16 protein-coding genes are annotated in these 16,526 nt (G+C 37.6%); 11 read left to right on the top strand and 5 right to left on the bottom strand.

From position 1 onward, the window contains the following. Positions 1-132 precede the first annotated feature (132 nt). Both BN1082_RS21845 and BN1082_RS21840 read left to right on the top strand, forming a co-directional pair. A complete protein-coding gene (locus BN1082_RS21845) occupies positions 133-558 on the top strand; it encodes an SRPBCC family protein (RefSeq protein ID WP_090638225.1) in 426 nt (141 codons plus the stop codon). After that, positions 559-915 carry an ArsR/SmtB family transcription factor gene (locus tag BN1082_RS21840; RefSeq protein WP_090638222.1) on the top strand — a complete coding sequence of 119 codons (357 nt, stop codon included), beginning with the start codon at positions 559-561 and terminating at the stop codon, positions 913-915. It abuts the gene before it with no gap. A 50-nt stretch (positions 916-965) separates the two neighbouring features. Here BN1082_RS21840 and BN1082_RS21835 read toward each other — a convergent pair whose 3' ends face one another. Further along, positions 966-2,960 (bottom strand): YhgE/Pip family protein, encoded by a 1,995-nt coding sequence (locus tag BN1082_RS21835; protein WP_090638219.1) that lies wholly within the window; start codon positions 2,958-2,960, stop codon positions 966-968. A gap of 119 nt (positions 2,961-3,079) precedes the next feature. Between BN1082_RS21835 and BN1082_RS21830 the strand changes: the two genes are divergently transcribed. Continuing rightward, positions 3,080-3,967, top strand: a complete 888-nt coding sequence (locus BN1082_RS21830; RefSeq protein ID WP_090638216.1) for a LysR family transcriptional regulator — start codon at positions 3,080-3,082, stop codon at positions 3,965-3,967. Positions 3,968-4,042: 75 nt separating this feature from the next. Here BN1082_RS21830 and BN1082_RS21825 read toward each other — a convergent pair whose 3' ends face one another. Next, on the bottom strand, positions 4,043-5,392 hold the full coding sequence (locus BN1082_RS21825; protein WP_090638214.1) for an amino acid permease: 1,350 nt from the start codon (positions 5,390-5,392) through the stop codon (positions 4,043-4,045). A gap of 206 nt (positions 5,393-5,598) precedes the next feature. Then, positions 5,599-5,820 carry a DeoR family transcriptional regulator gene (locus BN1082_RS21820; protein ID WP_090638211.1) on the bottom strand — a complete coding sequence of 74 codons (222 nt, stop codon included), beginning with the start codon at positions 5,818-5,820 and terminating at the stop codon, positions 5,599-5,601. A gap of 481 nt (positions 5,821-6,301) precedes the next feature. Between BN1082_RS21820 and pepV the strand changes: the two genes are divergently transcribed. The 6 genes from pepV to BN1082_RS21790 all read left to right on the top strand — a co-directional run bounded on the left by pepV (position 6,302) and on the right by BN1082_RS21790 (position 13,534). Further along, complete coding sequence (gene pepV, locus BN1082_RS21815; protein ID WP_090638207.1) at positions 6,302-7,723, top strand: dipeptidase PepV; 1,422 nt, start codon at positions 6,302-6,304, stop codon at positions 7,721-7,723. A 60-nt stretch (positions 7,724-7,783) separates the two neighbouring features. Next, entirely contained in the window at positions 7,784-8,656 is an 873-nt protein-coding gene (gene dat / locus BN1082_RS21810; protein WP_090638204.1) for a D-amino-acid transaminase, read from the top strand. A gap of 192 nt (positions 8,657-8,848) precedes the next feature. Beyond that, a complete protein-coding gene (gene thpR / locus BN1082_RS21805; RefSeq protein WP_090638201.1) occupies positions 8,849-9,418 on the top strand; it encodes an RNA 2',3'-cyclic phosphodiesterase in 570 nt (189 codons plus the stop codon). 17 nt (positions 9,419-9,435) lie between these two features. Next, positions 9,436-10,419: a diacylglycerol/lipid kinase family protein gene (locus BN1082_RS21800; RefSeq protein WP_090638199.1), complete on the top strand. Its 984-nt coding sequence runs from the start codon at positions 9,436-9,438 to the stop codon at positions 10,417-10,419. After that, complete coding sequence (gene pulA, locus BN1082_RS21795) at positions 10,406-12,550, top strand: type I pullulanase (RefSeq protein WP_090638196.1); 2,145 nt, start codon at positions 10,406-10,408, stop codon at positions 12,548-12,550. Before BN1082_RS21800 ends, pulA begins: the two co-directional genes overlap by 14 nt. A 210-nt stretch (positions 12,551-12,760) precedes the next feature. Further along, entirely contained in the window at positions 12,761-13,534 is a 774-nt protein-coding gene (locus BN1082_RS21790) for a phosphotransferase family protein (protein ID WP_090638192.1), read from the top strand. Here the strand turns inward: BN1082_RS21790 and BN1082_RS21785 are convergent. Next, the gene (locus tag BN1082_RS21785) at positions 13,529-13,807 is read right to left on the bottom strand and encodes a YtzH-like family protein (RefSeq protein WP_090638189.1); all 279 of its coding nucleotides are present in this window, start codon (positions 13,805-13,807) and stop codon (positions 13,529-13,531) included. The two genes, BN1082_RS21790 and BN1082_RS21785, sit on opposite strands and share 6 nt — an antisense overlap. A 152-nt stretch (positions 13,808-13,959) precedes the next feature. On the opposite strand from BN1082_RS21785, the gene trmB reads away from it, so the two are divergent. Together trmB and BN1082_RS21775 are read left to right on the top strand one after the other, a co-directional pair. After that, positions 13,960-14,607 carry a tRNA (guanosine(46)-N7)-methyltransferase TrmB gene (trmB, locus tag BN1082_RS21780; RefSeq protein WP_090638185.1) on the top strand — a complete coding sequence of 216 codons (648 nt, stop codon included), beginning with the start codon at positions 13,960-13,962 and terminating at the stop codon, positions 14,605-14,607. A gap of 239 nt (positions 14,608-14,846) precedes the next feature. After that, a complete protein-coding gene (locus BN1082_RS21775; RefSeq protein ID WP_090638181.1) occupies positions 14,847-15,686 on the top strand; it encodes a YtnP family quorum-quenching lactonase in 840 nt (279 codons plus the stop codon). A 478-nt stretch (positions 15,687-16,164) separates the two neighbouring features. On the opposite strand, the gene BN1082_RS21770 is transcribed toward BN1082_RS21775, so the two are convergent. Continuing rightward, positions 16,165-16,488, bottom strand: a complete 324-nt coding sequence (locus tag BN1082_RS21770) for a PepSY domain-containing protein (RefSeq protein WP_090638178.1) — start codon at positions 16,486-16,488, stop codon at positions 16,165-16,167. Between the last annotated feature and the right edge of the window lie 38 nt (positions 16,489-16,526).

Raw genomic sequence — 16,526 nt, 5'->3', positions numbered from 1 at the left:
ATATTTTATTTGGGTGACTTTATTTAATAAAAGGTTACCCATTAATTATGGTTTGACATGAAACCAAAAGGTGTTATATACTCTTGATACGAAACCAATTGGTTTCATATTAACTTTAGAGGTGGTATTTCAATGACAAATGAAGCACAAGAAACATTACAGGATATAAAGCATACACTTGTATACAACGCGCCAATTGATAAAGTATGGAACGCAGTTGCTACTTCGGATGGCCTAGCTGCATGGTTCATGCCAAATGATATGGAGCCTGTAGAAGGACATGAATTTCATTTAAATGCAGGGCAGTTTGGAATGTCTCCGTGCAAAGTCACGAAGGTAGATCCGCCTCACAGTCTTTCTTTCAGATGGGGAAAGGATTGGACACTTACATTTGAATTAAAAGAGCTTGATGGAAAAACAGAATTTACGCTCATCCATTCCGGTTGGGATGCTGACAAAGTTACTGAGTTTGGAGCACCTCACACTATGATCCGAAACAATATGGATCAGGGCTGGGCAGGTATGGTTAAAAAATTGCAGGGATTTGTTGAAGCATAAATGTCTGCATCTTCAGCAAAGCATGATGTCTTTCAAGCGGTCGCTGACCCAACCCGCCGAAAAATGTTGAAACTCTTAAGCCATCAAGAGATGCCTGTTATGGTGATTACCGGGCACTTTCCCATCAGTCGAACTGCTGTCTCCAAACATCTTCGTGTTCTTGCAGATGCAGGTCTGGTCAAGGAGAGCAAAGTCGGGCGAGAAACTAGGTATAAATTAAATCCAGAGCCATTATATGAATTAAAAGATTGGCTTCAATATTTCGAACTATTTTGGGAAAATAAACTGGCAGCCCTTAAGCTCTTCGTTGAAACGGATGATGATTCAACTCAAAATGAAAAGAATGAGCCTAAATAAATACGTAAAAAAGTGATACCCGATTCAATTCGGGTATCACTTTTTTAGTTTTAGGCATTTACCTCAGTTTTGGAATGCTGTATGTGACTAGTAATCCAAGTAATTCCTCCTGCAAAGACCAAATAATAGATTAGAATCATGATTTGCTGTCCAAGCTGATTCCAATCACCCAGAGTAATGACATCCTGGAAGCTGCGGAGTGAATGGGACATAGGCAAAATCTTACCAATTTCACTTAAAACAGGGTTGCCTAGTTCACCAGGGAATGTTCCGCCACAGGTCGCTAATTGAAGGACTAACAACGTGACGGCAATAAACTTCCCGGTAACGCCAAATACGGTTACAAGCATCAAGATAAAGGTCATAAATGTAAAAGATATGATCAAACTTGATAATATAAATAATGGTACACTTGCCACATGCACCTTAAAGACAAACAGGACCACTAGATCAACAATAAGTGCCTGAATAAAACCAATCGAGTATTTTAGACCAAGTTTATTAATAAAGTGAACGGTACCTGTGACCTTTTGGTCCTGTCTTCTGCCTAATGGAAGAATATTCGCAGCCATAATTCCGCCGACATAGAACGCTAATGAAAGGAAATATGGAGTAATGCCAATGCCGTAATTCGGCACAGTGGAAATTTTAGACTCTTCTAATTGAACTGGTTCAGAAAACATCGTGGTTAATGCATTATTGTTATGAATGGATGATGTTTGCTTTGCAGCATCATCGAGTTTCGTTGATAATTCCTTCGAACCTACCGTTAATCCTTCTAAGCCATCGACCAATTTATTAGCACCAGTATCTAGTTGCTTTCCGCCATTAGCTAGATTATAAATCCCGCTATGAAGGGATGAAAAACCTTGTTCCCATTTGTTCAGGCCTTCAGCAAATTGCACGCTGCCATTAGATAATTGATTTGCACCGCTTGAGGCAGCATTTAGTTTTGCGCCAAACTGTTTTAATCCTGCTTGCAGATTGGTTTGACCTTGAGCGAGTTGATCCGCATTTTTCGCCAACTGCTGACCTCCGTTGTTTAATGAATCGGCTGCAGCTGCTAATCCTTCAGCCATCGCTGCGATTTGTTGGAAAGATGGATCGTTTTTCGCATCAGGATGACTTTGGATATACTCCTCAACGGTTGCTTTTAAGGCATTTGCAGTTTGATCAGCAGCCGTTTGTCCTTGAGTCAATTTTTCAATTCCTGCAGTTAAAGACTGTGTTCCAGCACTTAATTGATCTGCTCCAGATTGCAGTGCAACTTGTCCATTCGCAAGCTGTGATAAACCATTCGAAAGAGAGAGAGAGCCACTTTTTAGACTGTCCATTCCTTGATTTAAGCTTTGTTCACTGCTTACAAGCTGGCTGCTTCCATTAAAGAGTTTTTGCGAACCATCATTTAAGCGATGAACACCGTCAGAAAGTTGGACCATTCCATTTTGGGCATCAGAAGTGCCTTGATTAATTTTGGCCGCCCCATCGCCGGCATCCTTAAATCCTCTGGCTATATCTTGAAACTTTGAAAACACACCATCTGCATATGATTTTGTAATGCTATTCGAGATTTTGGTTTTCATTTCCTCCGTGGCTGTCGTACTGATTTGGGAAGCCACAAAGTTTTTACCAGGGTTTATTTTATACAAAAGCTTTGCAGGTTGTGGATGATCATCCATCAATGAACTTACTTTTTTTGAAAAATCTTTTGGGATGGTAATGACCATGTAGTAATTACCTTCCTTTAGGCCTGTATCGGCTTCTTTTTCGGAGACAAATTGGAAGTTTAAATCCTTGTTCTTTTTTAAACTTTTTACAAAGTCTTTCCCTGCATCGATGGGCTTGTTATCCATGATTGAACCTTGATCAGTATTCACGACAGCTACAGGGAGCTTGTCTAATCGTCCATATGGATTCCAATACCCTGCGATAAAAAATCCAGCATAAATGAGCGGGACAATCAGAAGAAACACTAACGCAACTCTTCCATGCTTATGTTGCCACATCAATCTTAAATCTTTGAAGATCAAATTAATCCCTTTCAAAAATTACCCTCCTTGTTTTTTCATAAACACTATAATAAATAGTTTTTTATATAATGTATAATATATAATTGATTATCGATTAATAGCCTACAGTATATAAAAAAAGAAGGTTAAGAAAAATGGAGCTTTTACAATTAAAATATTTTCAAACTGTTGCAAGGTTAGAGCATATGACAAATGCAGCTGAGGAGCTTAAGATTGCTCAGCCGTCATTAAGCAAGACCATCTCTCGTTTAGAAGAAGATATTGGGGTGCCATTATTTGAAAGGGCACATCGACAAATCAAATTGAACGCTTTCGGAGAGCTTTTTTTAAAGCGTGTAGATCGCATTTTTATGGAATTAAACGAAGGGAAAAGGGAGTTATTGGAATTGGCAGACCGAAATCTAAACCAAATTACCATGGCGGTAACGATTCCAAGAGTTTTGCCAGAATTGTTAAGTTCTTTTTTAAGGAAATATCCTGATGTCCGCTTTCAGCAAGTAATGGAAACAACTTCTTCCATGGTCCGTCATCTTGAAAAGGCGGAGATTGATTTTTGTATTACTTCCGTTCCAATTGAAGGGACTAATCTTGTTTGGGAGCCCCTCAAAACGGAAGAGATTTTCTTACTTGTTCCACCTAATCATCGCCTTGCAGGAAGGAAAAAGATCAAGCTATATGAGGTCAAGGATGAGCCGTTTATCAGTATGAATACAGGTTATGGATTTCGAAATGTAACAGATGAATTTTGTCTAGAAGCAGGGTTTGTACCCAATATTGCTTTCGAAGGGGACGAGCCAGGAGTAATTGGGGAACTGGTCAAACAAGGATTAGGAGTTGCTTTTGTACCAGCGATTTCTTGGATGTACAATTCGAATCCTTCTCTGAAACGGCTGCAAATAGAGAGGCCAAGATGTGAGAGAACGATTGGTTTAGGCTGGTCAAAAAGGCGTCATTTGTCAGAGACCGCCAAGCAGTTTCGAGCGTTTATTTTAGAATATTTTTCGCAGATTTCAAAGGATTAATTGTACTAGTTGACAGTCTATTTAAAATTACAAAATAGCGCGTGAAAAATTCACGTGCTATTTTTATTTAATCAGCTAAATTTCTTTGCTGAAGTTGTTATTTTTAAAAAATGAAAGTATGCAAAGGATACCTAATGTTACAAGACAGACTGAAGTGCCAATTAAATTATTTTTGCTAAACATAAAACCAAAAAAGATTAAGGTTAAAGACACAATAGCAAAAATCGTTGTGAAAGGATACCATTTTACCTGAAAAGCTGGTTTTCCCTTATATTGTGGACGCAGCTTTAGTTGAGCGCAACAAATGCAAATCCATAAAAAGATGACAGTAAAACCAGGAATGGTCATTAAGTAGCTAATTACTTGATTAGGAGTTAAATAAGATAAAAAAATGCCAAACAAGATACAAACACTGGTTACAATAATTCCTGTTAGAGGAATCCCTCTTTTGGAGATTGTTTGCAGTCCTTTAGGAGCCGCCCCGCTTTCAGCCATCGAATAAAGAGTTCTAGAAGTAGCGTAGATGCCTGAATTTGCTGCAGATAAAACCGCAGTCAATAGAACAAAGTTCATAATATGTGCAGCACCGGGAAGGCCTATTGTGCTGAAAACCTGTACAAAAGGGCTGTTCTCTGAAGTGACCTTGTTCCAAGGGATCATTCCGCAAATAATAAGGATGGGAAAAATGTAAAAAATAATAACCCGCCATATAGTACCTTTAATAATTTTTGGTAAAACCCTTTCGGTATCTTTTGTCTCTGTAACGGCAACCCCTATTAATTCAGCACCTCCATATGAAAACATCACGACCAAAAATGCACTTAAGGTGCCCCCGAGCCCATGGGGGAAAATGCCTCCATGGGAGGTATAGTTAGTAATTGGGTTATGAACAGAACTAGGAATAATCCCTAATAAAATAAAAATTCCTAAAAAGATGAATGCCAACAATGCGAAAATTTTAATTCCGGCAAACCAAAACTCAAGCTCCCCGTAGTATTTAACTTGAAACATATTAATTCCTACAATGAGAGATGCACAGATGAAACTTAAAATCCATAAAGGTACAGAGGGGAACCAATACTGTAAAAAACTGCCTGATGCCAATAATTCGACAATAGTGACGATGATCCAATTAATCCAATAAAGCCACCCTGTTATAAAGGATACTCTGAATCCAAATGCTTTATTTATAAGATGTTGGACGTTTAGATTTGGAAAAGCAATTGCCATCTCCCCTAATGCAGCCATCACAATAAATAGCAAAAGGCCACCAATTAAATATGTCAACACTACACTTGGTCCTGCAATCGATAATGTATCTGAGCTCCCTTTAAATATCCCCGTACCAATCATGCCTGCTAATGCAATAAACTGGACATGTCTTGGTAACAGTCCCTTTTTTAAATCATGATGATTTTTTTCCATTTTTCCCCAACCCTATTATCTAAATTTTTGTAATTGAACAATATTCTTTTGTACTTAAACGCTTTTAAGTGCTAAAGTATTTTATTAATATAACATATTCTATTAAAAAGTAAAACTATGATTTTACTTAGGACATTTCAGCAAAAAGGAAAATCAAAAAAGCACGCAATTAGCTGCGTGCTTTTTTGATTTTATATTTTTAAGCCTTAAGATGTCATCTTTACTTTTTTTTCTGTTGTCGTCCATTTTCCTCGGCTTGGACTGATTACCAAGTCATTGTAGGACAAGACATTTAAATCTCGTTGTATGGTGCGAGGAGTGATACCAAATTCCTCTACAAGTTCCTGCGTAGTGACAGTGCCGTTATTGCGAATAAACATGTAGATACATTTGATGCGGTTTAACATCCGGTTAGTTGAAGGTTTCAAAGAACCACTCCCTATTCCTTTTCTAAACCAATGGCAAATCCCTGCTACCGACAGTTTATTGAAGAATCATCTTCAGAAATATGTAATTTTCTTTTCCCTAAACATCTCCTTTTTAAGGATCGTTAAAGTGGAAACTAAGATGTCATACATCTAACCTTATTTTACCCACTGTATCAGAAAATTTCCACCTTTAAAGAAAAATTTACAATTACTTAAATAAATTTTAATAAAAAGTTAGTTATTACGACTTGCTTAACGTGTAGTTATTATATATGGGCAATAAAGCAATATTTATGATAAATTATTGAATTTTCCGTAAATTTTCCCGAAAAATATGAATCGCAGCATTTTTTAAAGATCATTGATAAGATAATTGTAAAAGTGATATTGTTAAAAAATAAGAAGTCAATTGTCAAACAGTTTGTAAAAATAAAAGGAGGTGAATCCTGGTCACAGCAATATTTGTTGATCAGGAAGAATATTGACTAAAATTGATTGGATGAGTGAAGTCGAAAAAAGAAAAGAGTCACTCATTAAAGATACCCAGAATTTATTACATATTAGAAGTCTTTTAGATGAAGAAAATGCTTTGGAGGATGCACCACTTGGTAAGGGCGTAAAGGAAGCGCTCGATTTTATGCTAAAGCTTGGTGAAAAAGACGGCTTCATTCCTAAAAATGTTGGGAACCTTGCTGGCCATCTTGAATTTGGTGAAGGCAAAGAATTGTTAGGAATTCTCTGTCATGTCGATGTGGTCCCTGAAGGGGATGGATGGTCTAGTGACCCGTTTGCCGCAGAAATTCGTGATGGAAAAATATTTGCTCGTGGAGCATTAGATGATAAGGGGCCAACGATGGCAGCCTATTATGCCATGAAGATCGTAAAGGAACTTAATCTTCCATTACAAAAACGAGTTCGAATGATTATTGGTACGGATGAAGAAAGCAACTGGCGCTGTGTTGACCATTATTTTAAACATGAAGAAATGCCTACACTAGGCATTGCTCCTGATGCGGATTTTCCCATTATTAATGCCGAAAAAGGGATTGCTGATTTTGATATGGTACAGAAGAAGGTAGAGCAGGACACAACTGTTGGGCAGGTGGAAGTGCAGCAGTTTATTTCTGGAAGAAGATACAATATGGTACCTGACTATGCTGAAGCAAAAATCCTTGTGAACGAAAACAAGGAAGGAATCATTCACTCCTTTACTGATTTTATAAATCAGCATAAGTTAGAAGGAAACCACTTTGTTGAAAATGACGAACTGGTTTTATCAGTAAAAGGAGTTTCCGCTCATGGAATGGAACCGAAAAATGGGGTCAATGCAGGTTTGTATTTAGCTGAGTTCCTTTCAAAGTTAAATCTTGATGCAAATGCAGATCATTACTTCAAATTTGTGTCACATTATTTCTTTGAGGATTCTCGAGGTGTCAATCTTGGAGTGGCCTATACGGATGATGTGTCTGGAGACTTGACCATCAATCCGGGTAAGCTTTCCTATTCAAAGGAAACTGGTGGCCGAATTGGCATGACTTGCCGCTACTCTGTAACAAACAAGATGGAACGTACAAAGGAAACGCTTGATGCTTTGTTAGAATCAGAAGGGTTTACGATGGAAAACTTTTCTGATTCAAAACCGCATTATGTCGATGAAAAGGAATTTTTGATTCAAACGTTAAAGAAAGTTTATGAGGAACAAACAGGGGATAAAGCTTCTTTGATTGCCATTGGTGGCGGTACCTATGCTCGTTCACTTAAATCTGGTGTTGCATTTGGGCCATTGTTTCCAGGGAGACCTGATATTGCCCATCAAAAAGATGAATATATGTATATCGAAGATTTATTAAAGGCAACCGCCATATACGCACAAGCCATCTACGAATTGGCTCAAGCAGAATAGGAAAAGCGGAAGCGCCTTGTTGGACTTAGACCATAACGAGATAGAGGAGAAATGGGAGAAATGGAATTTGCCATTTTACATGGAGAAATCGTTAAGCGATCAGAAGCGAAGGTTGATGTGGAAGATCGCGGATATCAATTTGGTGATGGCGTATATGAGGTCATCCGCGTTTACAACGGAAAAATGTTTACGGAACATGAGCATTTAAATCGTTTGGCGAAAAGTACAGATAGTATTGGAATTTCTCTCCCATTTACGAATGAAAACTTAAAAGGATTGCTTGTAGAGCTGATTGAAAAAAACAAGCTTCAAAATGGCATCATTTATATGCAAGTCACTAGAGGTGTGGCCTTGCGTAATCATGCCTTTCCAACAGAGTATGTTACTCCTTGTCTAACAACTTATACAAAGAAAATTGAACGGCCAGTAGACAGTATGAGGTCAGGTGTGAAAACGATTTTAACCGAAGACATTCGCTGGCTGCGTTGTGATATAAAAAGTCTTAATTTGCTTGGAAATGTCTTAGCTAAGCAAAAAGCGGCAGAAGCTGGGTGCTTTGAAGTGATTCAGCACCGTGGGCAAGAGGTTACAGAAGGAAGCACGTCGAATATTTTTATAGTGAAAAATGATATTGTCATAACCCATGCATCTGATCATCTCATTTTAAAGGGCATTACTAAGGATGTTCTTCTCGTCGTGTGTGCTAAAAACAATCTTCGTGTAGAAGAACGTATGTTTACGATTGAGGAATTAAAACAGGCGGATGAATGTTTTCTCACAAGCTCAACTTCAGAGGTAATGCCAATTGTTGAAATAGATGGAAATAAGATTTCAAATGGAATTCCTGGTCCTATTACGAGAAAGCTGCAGGAATGGTTTGGTCAAGAAATTGAAAAACAGTGCGGGTCATTAAATGAAAAAATTACTTTTTAGCAAAAGAAGACGTGAGAGCAAGTGCTCCACGTCTTTTTAAAAAGGCTCATTATGGTAAAGGCAGTACGATTTTTGAAACCTCTGCTCATCTTTCAAATACTTTGAAGTGATAAATAATGGTTTATCGCTATTTAGACAATAGACAAAATAAGGTTAAAATATATTAAAATTAATAAAAGGAGTGAATCATAAGTGGAGCAGCAAACTCATTTCTTTTTTGCCTTGAGAATTCCTGACGAAACGAAATTAATCTTGAAAAAGCATATTGAAGAATTAAACAGGAACCTTCCTTTTAGCCGTTGGGTGCACCATGAAGATTTACATATTACGCTTGCTTTTCTAGGTTTTGCACCGCCAGAACAGCTCAAGCGGAGTACAAGTTATGTTAAGGAAGGGACAAAAGGGATCAAACCTTTTCCATTAGCAATAAACAGACTTGGCTATTTTGGAAATGTCGAATCCCCTCGGGTATTCTGGGCAGGTACTCAGGAAAGCGAAGAACTGCAGCTTTTAAGAAAAAAAGTATTTACTGCTTGTGAACAGGTAGGCTTTACACTCGAAACAAGACCGTTCCGTCCTCATATTACTCTTGCAAGAAAGTGGAGCGGAAATGGGGCTTTCCAAAAGGAAATGCTTGATATATGGAATAATATTCAGCGGGAACCGCTTGTTTTTGAGGTAAATAAGGTCGTTTTATACCAAACACATTTGCAAAAGACACCTAAATATGAAGTAAAGGCAGAATTTTTATTAGAAAAGTAGAGATAGGGTTTGATTTCATGAAGGATATTTATTTTATTGTTAACCCGAAAGCAAAAAACGGTCAATGCCTTAAAATTTGGCAAAAAATTGTGGAGCAATTAAAGAAGGATCATATACATTTTCTGGCGTTTTTTACGGAGTACCCAGGGCATGCCCAAACACTCGCCGGACGAATTGCCTCGAAGAATCGTGAGGACATTATCATCGTAGCTGTTGGTGGTGATGGTACGCTTCATGAAGTCTTGAACGGTGTGATTAGTCATCCAAATGTTACTCTAGCGTTTATACCGGGTGGGTCAGGAAATGATTTTTCCAGAGGATTTCACATTCCTACGGATCCTGTGGAAGCCCTCACAGTAATTCGCCGTCTTTGGAATAAAGAACCCGATTTCATTGATATTGGAAGAATGATAAGAAATGATCAGCCAGATCATTTTTTTATCAACAATATGGGCGCTGGTTTTGATGCAGTAATTTCCTATGAAGTCAATCGATCCAAAATAAAAGCACTGTTAAATAAGCTTTCAATGGGCAGATTGATTTATGTCTATTTTCTATTGAAAATGTTATTTACATATAAGACTTCTACATTCCACTTATCAATTGATGGAAAAACGCATATATTTGAAAATACATGGTTTGTTACCGTTTCCAATCAGCCATTTTACGGTGGAGGTATGAAAATCGCACCGCGAGCCGAGCCTGATGATGGTCTTTTAGATATAACAGTTGTTCATCAATTGTCTAGACTGAAGTTGTTACTCGTTTTTATTAGTGTGTTTTGGGGAAATCATATTTACTTTAAAGAAGTAAAGACGTTTACAGGCGTGGACATCGTGATTCAATCCCAATTTCCTATATATGTTCACGCAGATGGTGAACATATTGGCTATACCCCACTAAAAATCCACCTTCAATCAAAAACCTTACGGGTGTTAACAAGAAGGATAATGAAGGAAGAAGCTGATCTGAAAGGGAGGGATGCGAATGACATCCACTGAACGGACGTTTCTTGCCTATTTGGATGAAATGAATATTATTACGATTCTTCTTCCGCTTACCTATCATCAAGGAATATCTTCAGCATTTTCGGTTTTTAATGGATTTCAATATATACCCTTGAAAGTCATAAAGAAAAACCAAATTGATACCATGATGAAATATGTTTGTCAGTTAACTGAGGAAATTACCTTTGGAAAAACCTACTGGATTATTGACGAACATGGCGGCAAAACAGATCTCCAAATAGGCGCCGTCATCAGAACTGAAATCTTTGATGAAAAATTTTACTACGATGGTCAGGATCTTGGCGTTGTCTGTCAGTCCAATCAAACCCGTTTTAAGCTTTGGGCTCCAACTGCTACGCAAGTGAAGATAAAATTGCGACCGCCAAATAGCACCTATTCGGAAATGATAAAAATGATCCGTGAAGATAGGGGAGTTTGGTCTTATACGGTTAACAAGGATTTAGAACTATATCAATATACTTTCCTTATCTTGGTCAATCAGGAATGGAGTGAGGCTGTCGATCCATATGTAAAAGCCGTTACAGCAAACGGAGAGGTTGGGGTCGTCGTAAAGCTGGATCAAACGTGTCTAGCCAATACCACAAATCCTCCACTTGAAAGCGCTGTTGATGCGATTATTTACGAAACCCATGTACGTGACTTTACGATTCACCCTAACAGCGGTGTAAAACATAAAGGACTCTATCTGGGAGCTGGGGAGCACAATACGAAAGGGAAAGATGGGGAGCTGACAGGCCTATCTTACCTTAAAGATTTAGGCATTACCCATCTTGAACTCTTGCCTTTTAACGACTTTGCAGGTGTGAATGAGCTCGAACGACATACTGCTTATAATTGGGGCTACAATCCCATTCATTTTAATGTTCCGGAAGGCAGCTATTCAACCGATCCCTCAAATCCTTATTCAAGAATTATCGAATTAAAGCAAATGATTGAAAACATTCATCAAGCTGGACTTAAGGTGATTATGGATGTTGTTTACAATCATGTATATATTCGAGAAAATTCTTCTTTTGAAAAAATTGTTCCAGGCTACTATTTCCGTCACAATGAGTTTGGCCAACCATCAAATGGAACAGGAGTTGGGAATGATATTGCTTCAGAAAGGAAAATGGTTCGGAAATTTATCCTTGATTCCGTACAATATTGGCTGGAGGAATATCAAGTAGATGGCTTTCGCTTTGATTTAATGGGAATATTAGACATCGACACGATGAATGAAGTTAAAAGTAAGTGCGAAAATACTAGAGATGGCGTCCTTCTTCTTGGTGAAGGCTGGAATCTTAATACGCCGCTTGCGCTTGAACAAAAAGCAATCATCCGCAATCAAGCGAAAATACCGCAAATTGCTCAGTTTAACGATCACTTTCGTGACAACATTAAAGGCAGTACATTTAACTTATTTGATAAAGGCTACTGTTTAGGAAATGATCATTATTTTGAAGCTGCGGGTGAAGCCATAACTGGAAGTATTGGTTTCAACAAGAAGGATACCGAAATATTTAAAGAACCTTTTCAATCAGTTAACTACATTGAATGTCATGACAATCACACCATGTGGGATAAAATTACCTCGTGCTTGCCGGATACCGATGACGCAATTCGGATGAAATACCATCGCCTTGCAACAGGAATCGTCATTCTTTCACAAGGGATTCCTTTTCTTCATAGCGGCCAAGAGTTTTTTCGAACCAAATACGGTGAAGGCAACAGTTACCGTTCTCCTGATTCGATTAACCAGCTTGATTGGGATCGAAAGAGTCAGTATAAAGAAAATGTCAATTATATAAAAGAATTGATTCAGATTCGAAAAATACTTTCCTGTTTCCGAATGCGGACAACTGATGAAATTCTTTCTCATACTAGTTCTTTACAACTGCCTCCACCTATCATAGGATATTTGTATCAGAATAAAAATAGTGATTTTCATGAAGTGATTTTACTTTGTAATCCGCTTAATAAAAGAGTACTATTGTCGATTCCAGAAGGGGATTGGTACGTTTTTGCCGATCATGAGAATGTGGGAATTTCGTCCAACAGACTCCTTAAAGGCGGAGAAATCAGTATTGAACCCATTTGTCTTATGGTGTTGGGAAAAAATTAGTTTCTATACATGTACTTGACGAAAAAAGGCAAATGGAGATAAAATTTATTAAGATGGCTATTGTGTGTAATGGTTTCAATAGCTTTTTTTATTTTATAAAAATAAGCTGTTGTTAAGATCGATACCCTTCTTGACAGCATAGAATTTACCTCGGTATTTAAATGGGAAAATGTACCCGTTAGAACGGTATAAAATTGAAGGTGAACAATTTTGGAACATTTATTAGGACAAGAGTGGGAAATTACCCCTGCTGGTGGTGCGACCGGGGAAGCATTTTATGCGGAATTTGAGGATCAAAGGCTTTTTTTAAAGCGGAATTCTTCTCCTTTTCTGGCTGTACTGTCGGCAGAAGGAATCGTCCCCAAGCTTGTTTGGACGAAGCGTCTAGAAAATGGAGATGTCATCACAGCACAGCAATGGCTTCCAGGCAGGGAGCTAAAGCCGTCCGAGATGAACCATGAACTAGTCGCTCGGTTGCTGAAGAAAATTCACCGCTCAGAGCCGATGCTTACAATGTTAAGTCGTTTAGAAAACTCACCATTGTTGCCTGCTACTCTTTTTCAAATGGTGATTAATGAATTGGATCATGAAGTTCTTTCGTTACCAGAAGTGGAAAAAACAATCACATTCCTTAAAGAGGAAGTAGAAAATGTTCGTTGTGATGAGAAAGTGGTTTGCCATGGTGATGTAAACCATAACAACTGGCTGCTTGCGGAAGACAACCAGTTGTATTTAATTGACTGGGATGGAGCGATGATTGCAGACCCTGCCATTGATTTAGGAATGCTCCTTTATTGGTACATTCCTGAGGGGAATTGGAAAGAATGGCTTACCATGTATGGAGAAAAGCTAACTGATCACTTACGTCTTCGGATGAAATGGTATGTTGCACTCCAAACTTTATCCTCTATTCAATGGTATAAAGATAAAAATCGCACCAAAGAAAAGGAAAAATGGATAAGATTTATTAATGACATCCTATGAAAACTGATCGATATGGCTAACCCATTCAGATAAATTTCCTTGGTTTGTAAGAATATGTTGGTCTAAATCAGCCGTTTGTGCACCTTGCTGGCTGTATAGATAAACATCCTGCAAAATATTTTTTACGTTTTGATTGATTTGGTTATTGACCAAAAGCGATTTTATTAGACGTTCTAATTGCTCACATTCAGCAACAGACCCACAGCAATCCATTTGATGATTGTTTAATATATCTTTAAGTAATGTAACTTGATCCTGATGACTTAATGGCATAAATGTCCACCCTTTCAAGTGAAATAAAAAAGAATTCATGGTTTAGGTTGTGAATTCTTTTTTTGTTTATGCATTCATTTTAGAATGGGACTTGCGTGTAAAAGATTCACATGTTATGGTTTGAACGAAATTAATTTTTAGGAGTGTCAAAATTGAGATTTAGGAATAAGCCTTGGGCAAAGGATAAAATAGAGCAGTATCCACAGTACATTGTTCCAAATCCCGAGCAGTGCAGGGGAAAATGGAAGGAAGCATTTGAAAGAGTGCAGCCGCTTCATATTGAAGTGGGGACCGGAAAAGGTCGGTTTATTACTGAAATGGCAAAAGCAAACCCAGATATTAATTATATCGGGATTGAATTATTTCAAAGTGTAATTGTTGCTGCCTTGGACCGTTTAATTGAAGCGGAATTACCAAATCTAAAGCTGTTAAACGTGAATGCTAGCGACTTAGGGAAATATTTTGCAAAAAATGATGTAGACAGGGTTTATTTAAATTTTTCCGATCCATGGCCGAAAACCCGACATGAAAAAAGAAGGTTAACTTATAAAGATTTCTTGAAGCTCTATGAGGATATTTTGGTTGATGGTGGAGAAATCCACTTTAAAACAGACAATCAAGGTTTGTTTGAATATTCACTAAAGAGCTTTTCACAATATGGTTTATTATTAACATTCATTAGTCTTGATCTCCATAAAAGTGATTTTGAAGGAAATATTATGACAGAATATGAACAAAAATTTTCCGAAAAAGGCAATCGCATATATCGTAGTGAAGTAAAATATCAAAACGAAAAGTAGACAGTTCAGTTTATGAGCTGTCTTTTTTATACTAACAGAATTTACATTATCATACTTTGAGAATTGTCCAGCTTCAGCGCCTAGGGGCTCGGGGTCATAAGCCAATCCGTCATGAAGGTTAAAAACCAACCTTCAAGCCGGCTCGTCTTATGTCTGTCGCCCCTGGGCAAGGCGCTTCCGCTTTTCTCATTTTCATAATAATCTAACAATGATAAAATTAAAAATAGGAGGTTGATTTGATGGAAACACTAAAAATTGGTAATGTTTCACTGACATGGCTATCTGGTGGGGTAACGAACTTGGACGGAGGCGCAATGTTTGGCGTTGTTCCAAAGGGGTTATGGTCGAGAAAATATCCATGTAATGAAAAGAATCAAATTGAATTATCTACAGATCCGATCTTAATTCAAATGAATGGTAAAAATTTATTAATTGAATCCGGTATCGGCAAAGGAAAATTAACGGAAAAACAATTAAGAAATTATGGGGTTACTAAAGAATCGGAAGTGGAAGGATCTTTAGAAAAATTAGGTTTAACCCCCGATAAGATTGACTATGTACTGATGACTCATTTGCATTTCGATCATGCCTGTGGACTGACAAAGCTTGAAGATGGGAATTACGTTTCAACATTCCCAAATGCAAAAATCATTACATCACAAGTAGAATGGGATGAAATGAGAAACCCAAACATCCGATCGAAAAATACATACTGGAAAGAAAATTGGGAAGCCATTGAACAGCAAGTACTTCCGTTTACTGAAAAATGGAGCTTAGGACCGATCAGTATGTATCATACGGGTGGGCACAGTGATGGACATTCTATCTTAGTCATTGAGGATGGGGGAGAAACGGTGATTCATATGGCAGATTTGATGGCTACACATGCACATCAAAATGTCTTGTGGGTCATGGCCTATGACGACTATCCAATGGACTCAATCACCGCTAAACAAAAATGGCTTCCGTTTGCATTGGAAAAAAATGCTTGGTTTACATTCTACCATGATGCTTACTATCGTGCAGTAAAATGGGGCGAAGATAACCAAATAGTTGAAAGCATAAAAAAGCAATCATAATGGAGAGGGTCTATCCTTCGGAAAGAAGAGGTCTGAAATCTTTTTTAAAAAAGGTTCAGGCCTTGTTCATAATTTTACTCGATAATTGTGTAGCCACCAGGAACGAGTTTCCCAGCTGATTCGCGCATAAGAGGTTTCTTCGTACAGCGATACTAAGCTTTTCGGGGACATGCAAGGACTATTATTGAAAATTCGCAGATATATAGTAACGATTCGCAGATATAATTAAAAAATCGCAGATATATTGTTCAAAATCGCAGATATAATTTATTTTTTAGAAAAAATGCCTTAAATTTGTCCAGTTTTAGTAAGAAGAATTTTACACCTACTTGATTTTCTAATAAAATTACATCTTTTAAATGAATAATTGAAAAAAAGTCCCCAAAAACTAAGGACTTTTCCATTTGTCAGATGTATGAAGCTAAAAAATAATATTTTTCATCCATTGTGGTGAAATTCTAACCCTTTGTTTTTACATTTACAATTCGTTTGAAAATTTTCGAATATCCAAAATGGTTCCACTCGAAGCATCGGCGATGAATTCAAATTGTTCGTTTTCACCATGATTGGTTCTAGAGATACCGCCTTTATAGACATGGTATTGCATCGGATGCTTTTCGTAGCTCTCCGCTTTCATATGTATCCATGAGCCGCTTATTGGACCATGTTCTTTAAATTGCTTTTTGACAGTTTCTAAAACTTTTTCCGGTGATACGTTCGTTTTTTGTGAAAGAATTTCCTTTACTGCATAGCCACCGATAAAACCAACAGCTGCACCAAGGATAAAAGATTTCCATTTCATGTTGGACCCCCTTAATTTCTTAAAACGAATCTCTCTTC

Source organism: Neobacillus massiliamazoniensis, assembly GCF_001048695.1.
Taxonomy (GTDB): domain Bacteria; phylum Bacillota; class Bacilli; order Bacillales; family Cytobacillaceae; genus Neobacillus; species Neobacillus massiliamazoniensis.
This window is presented reverse-complemented; position numbering and strand designations above follow the sequence as displayed.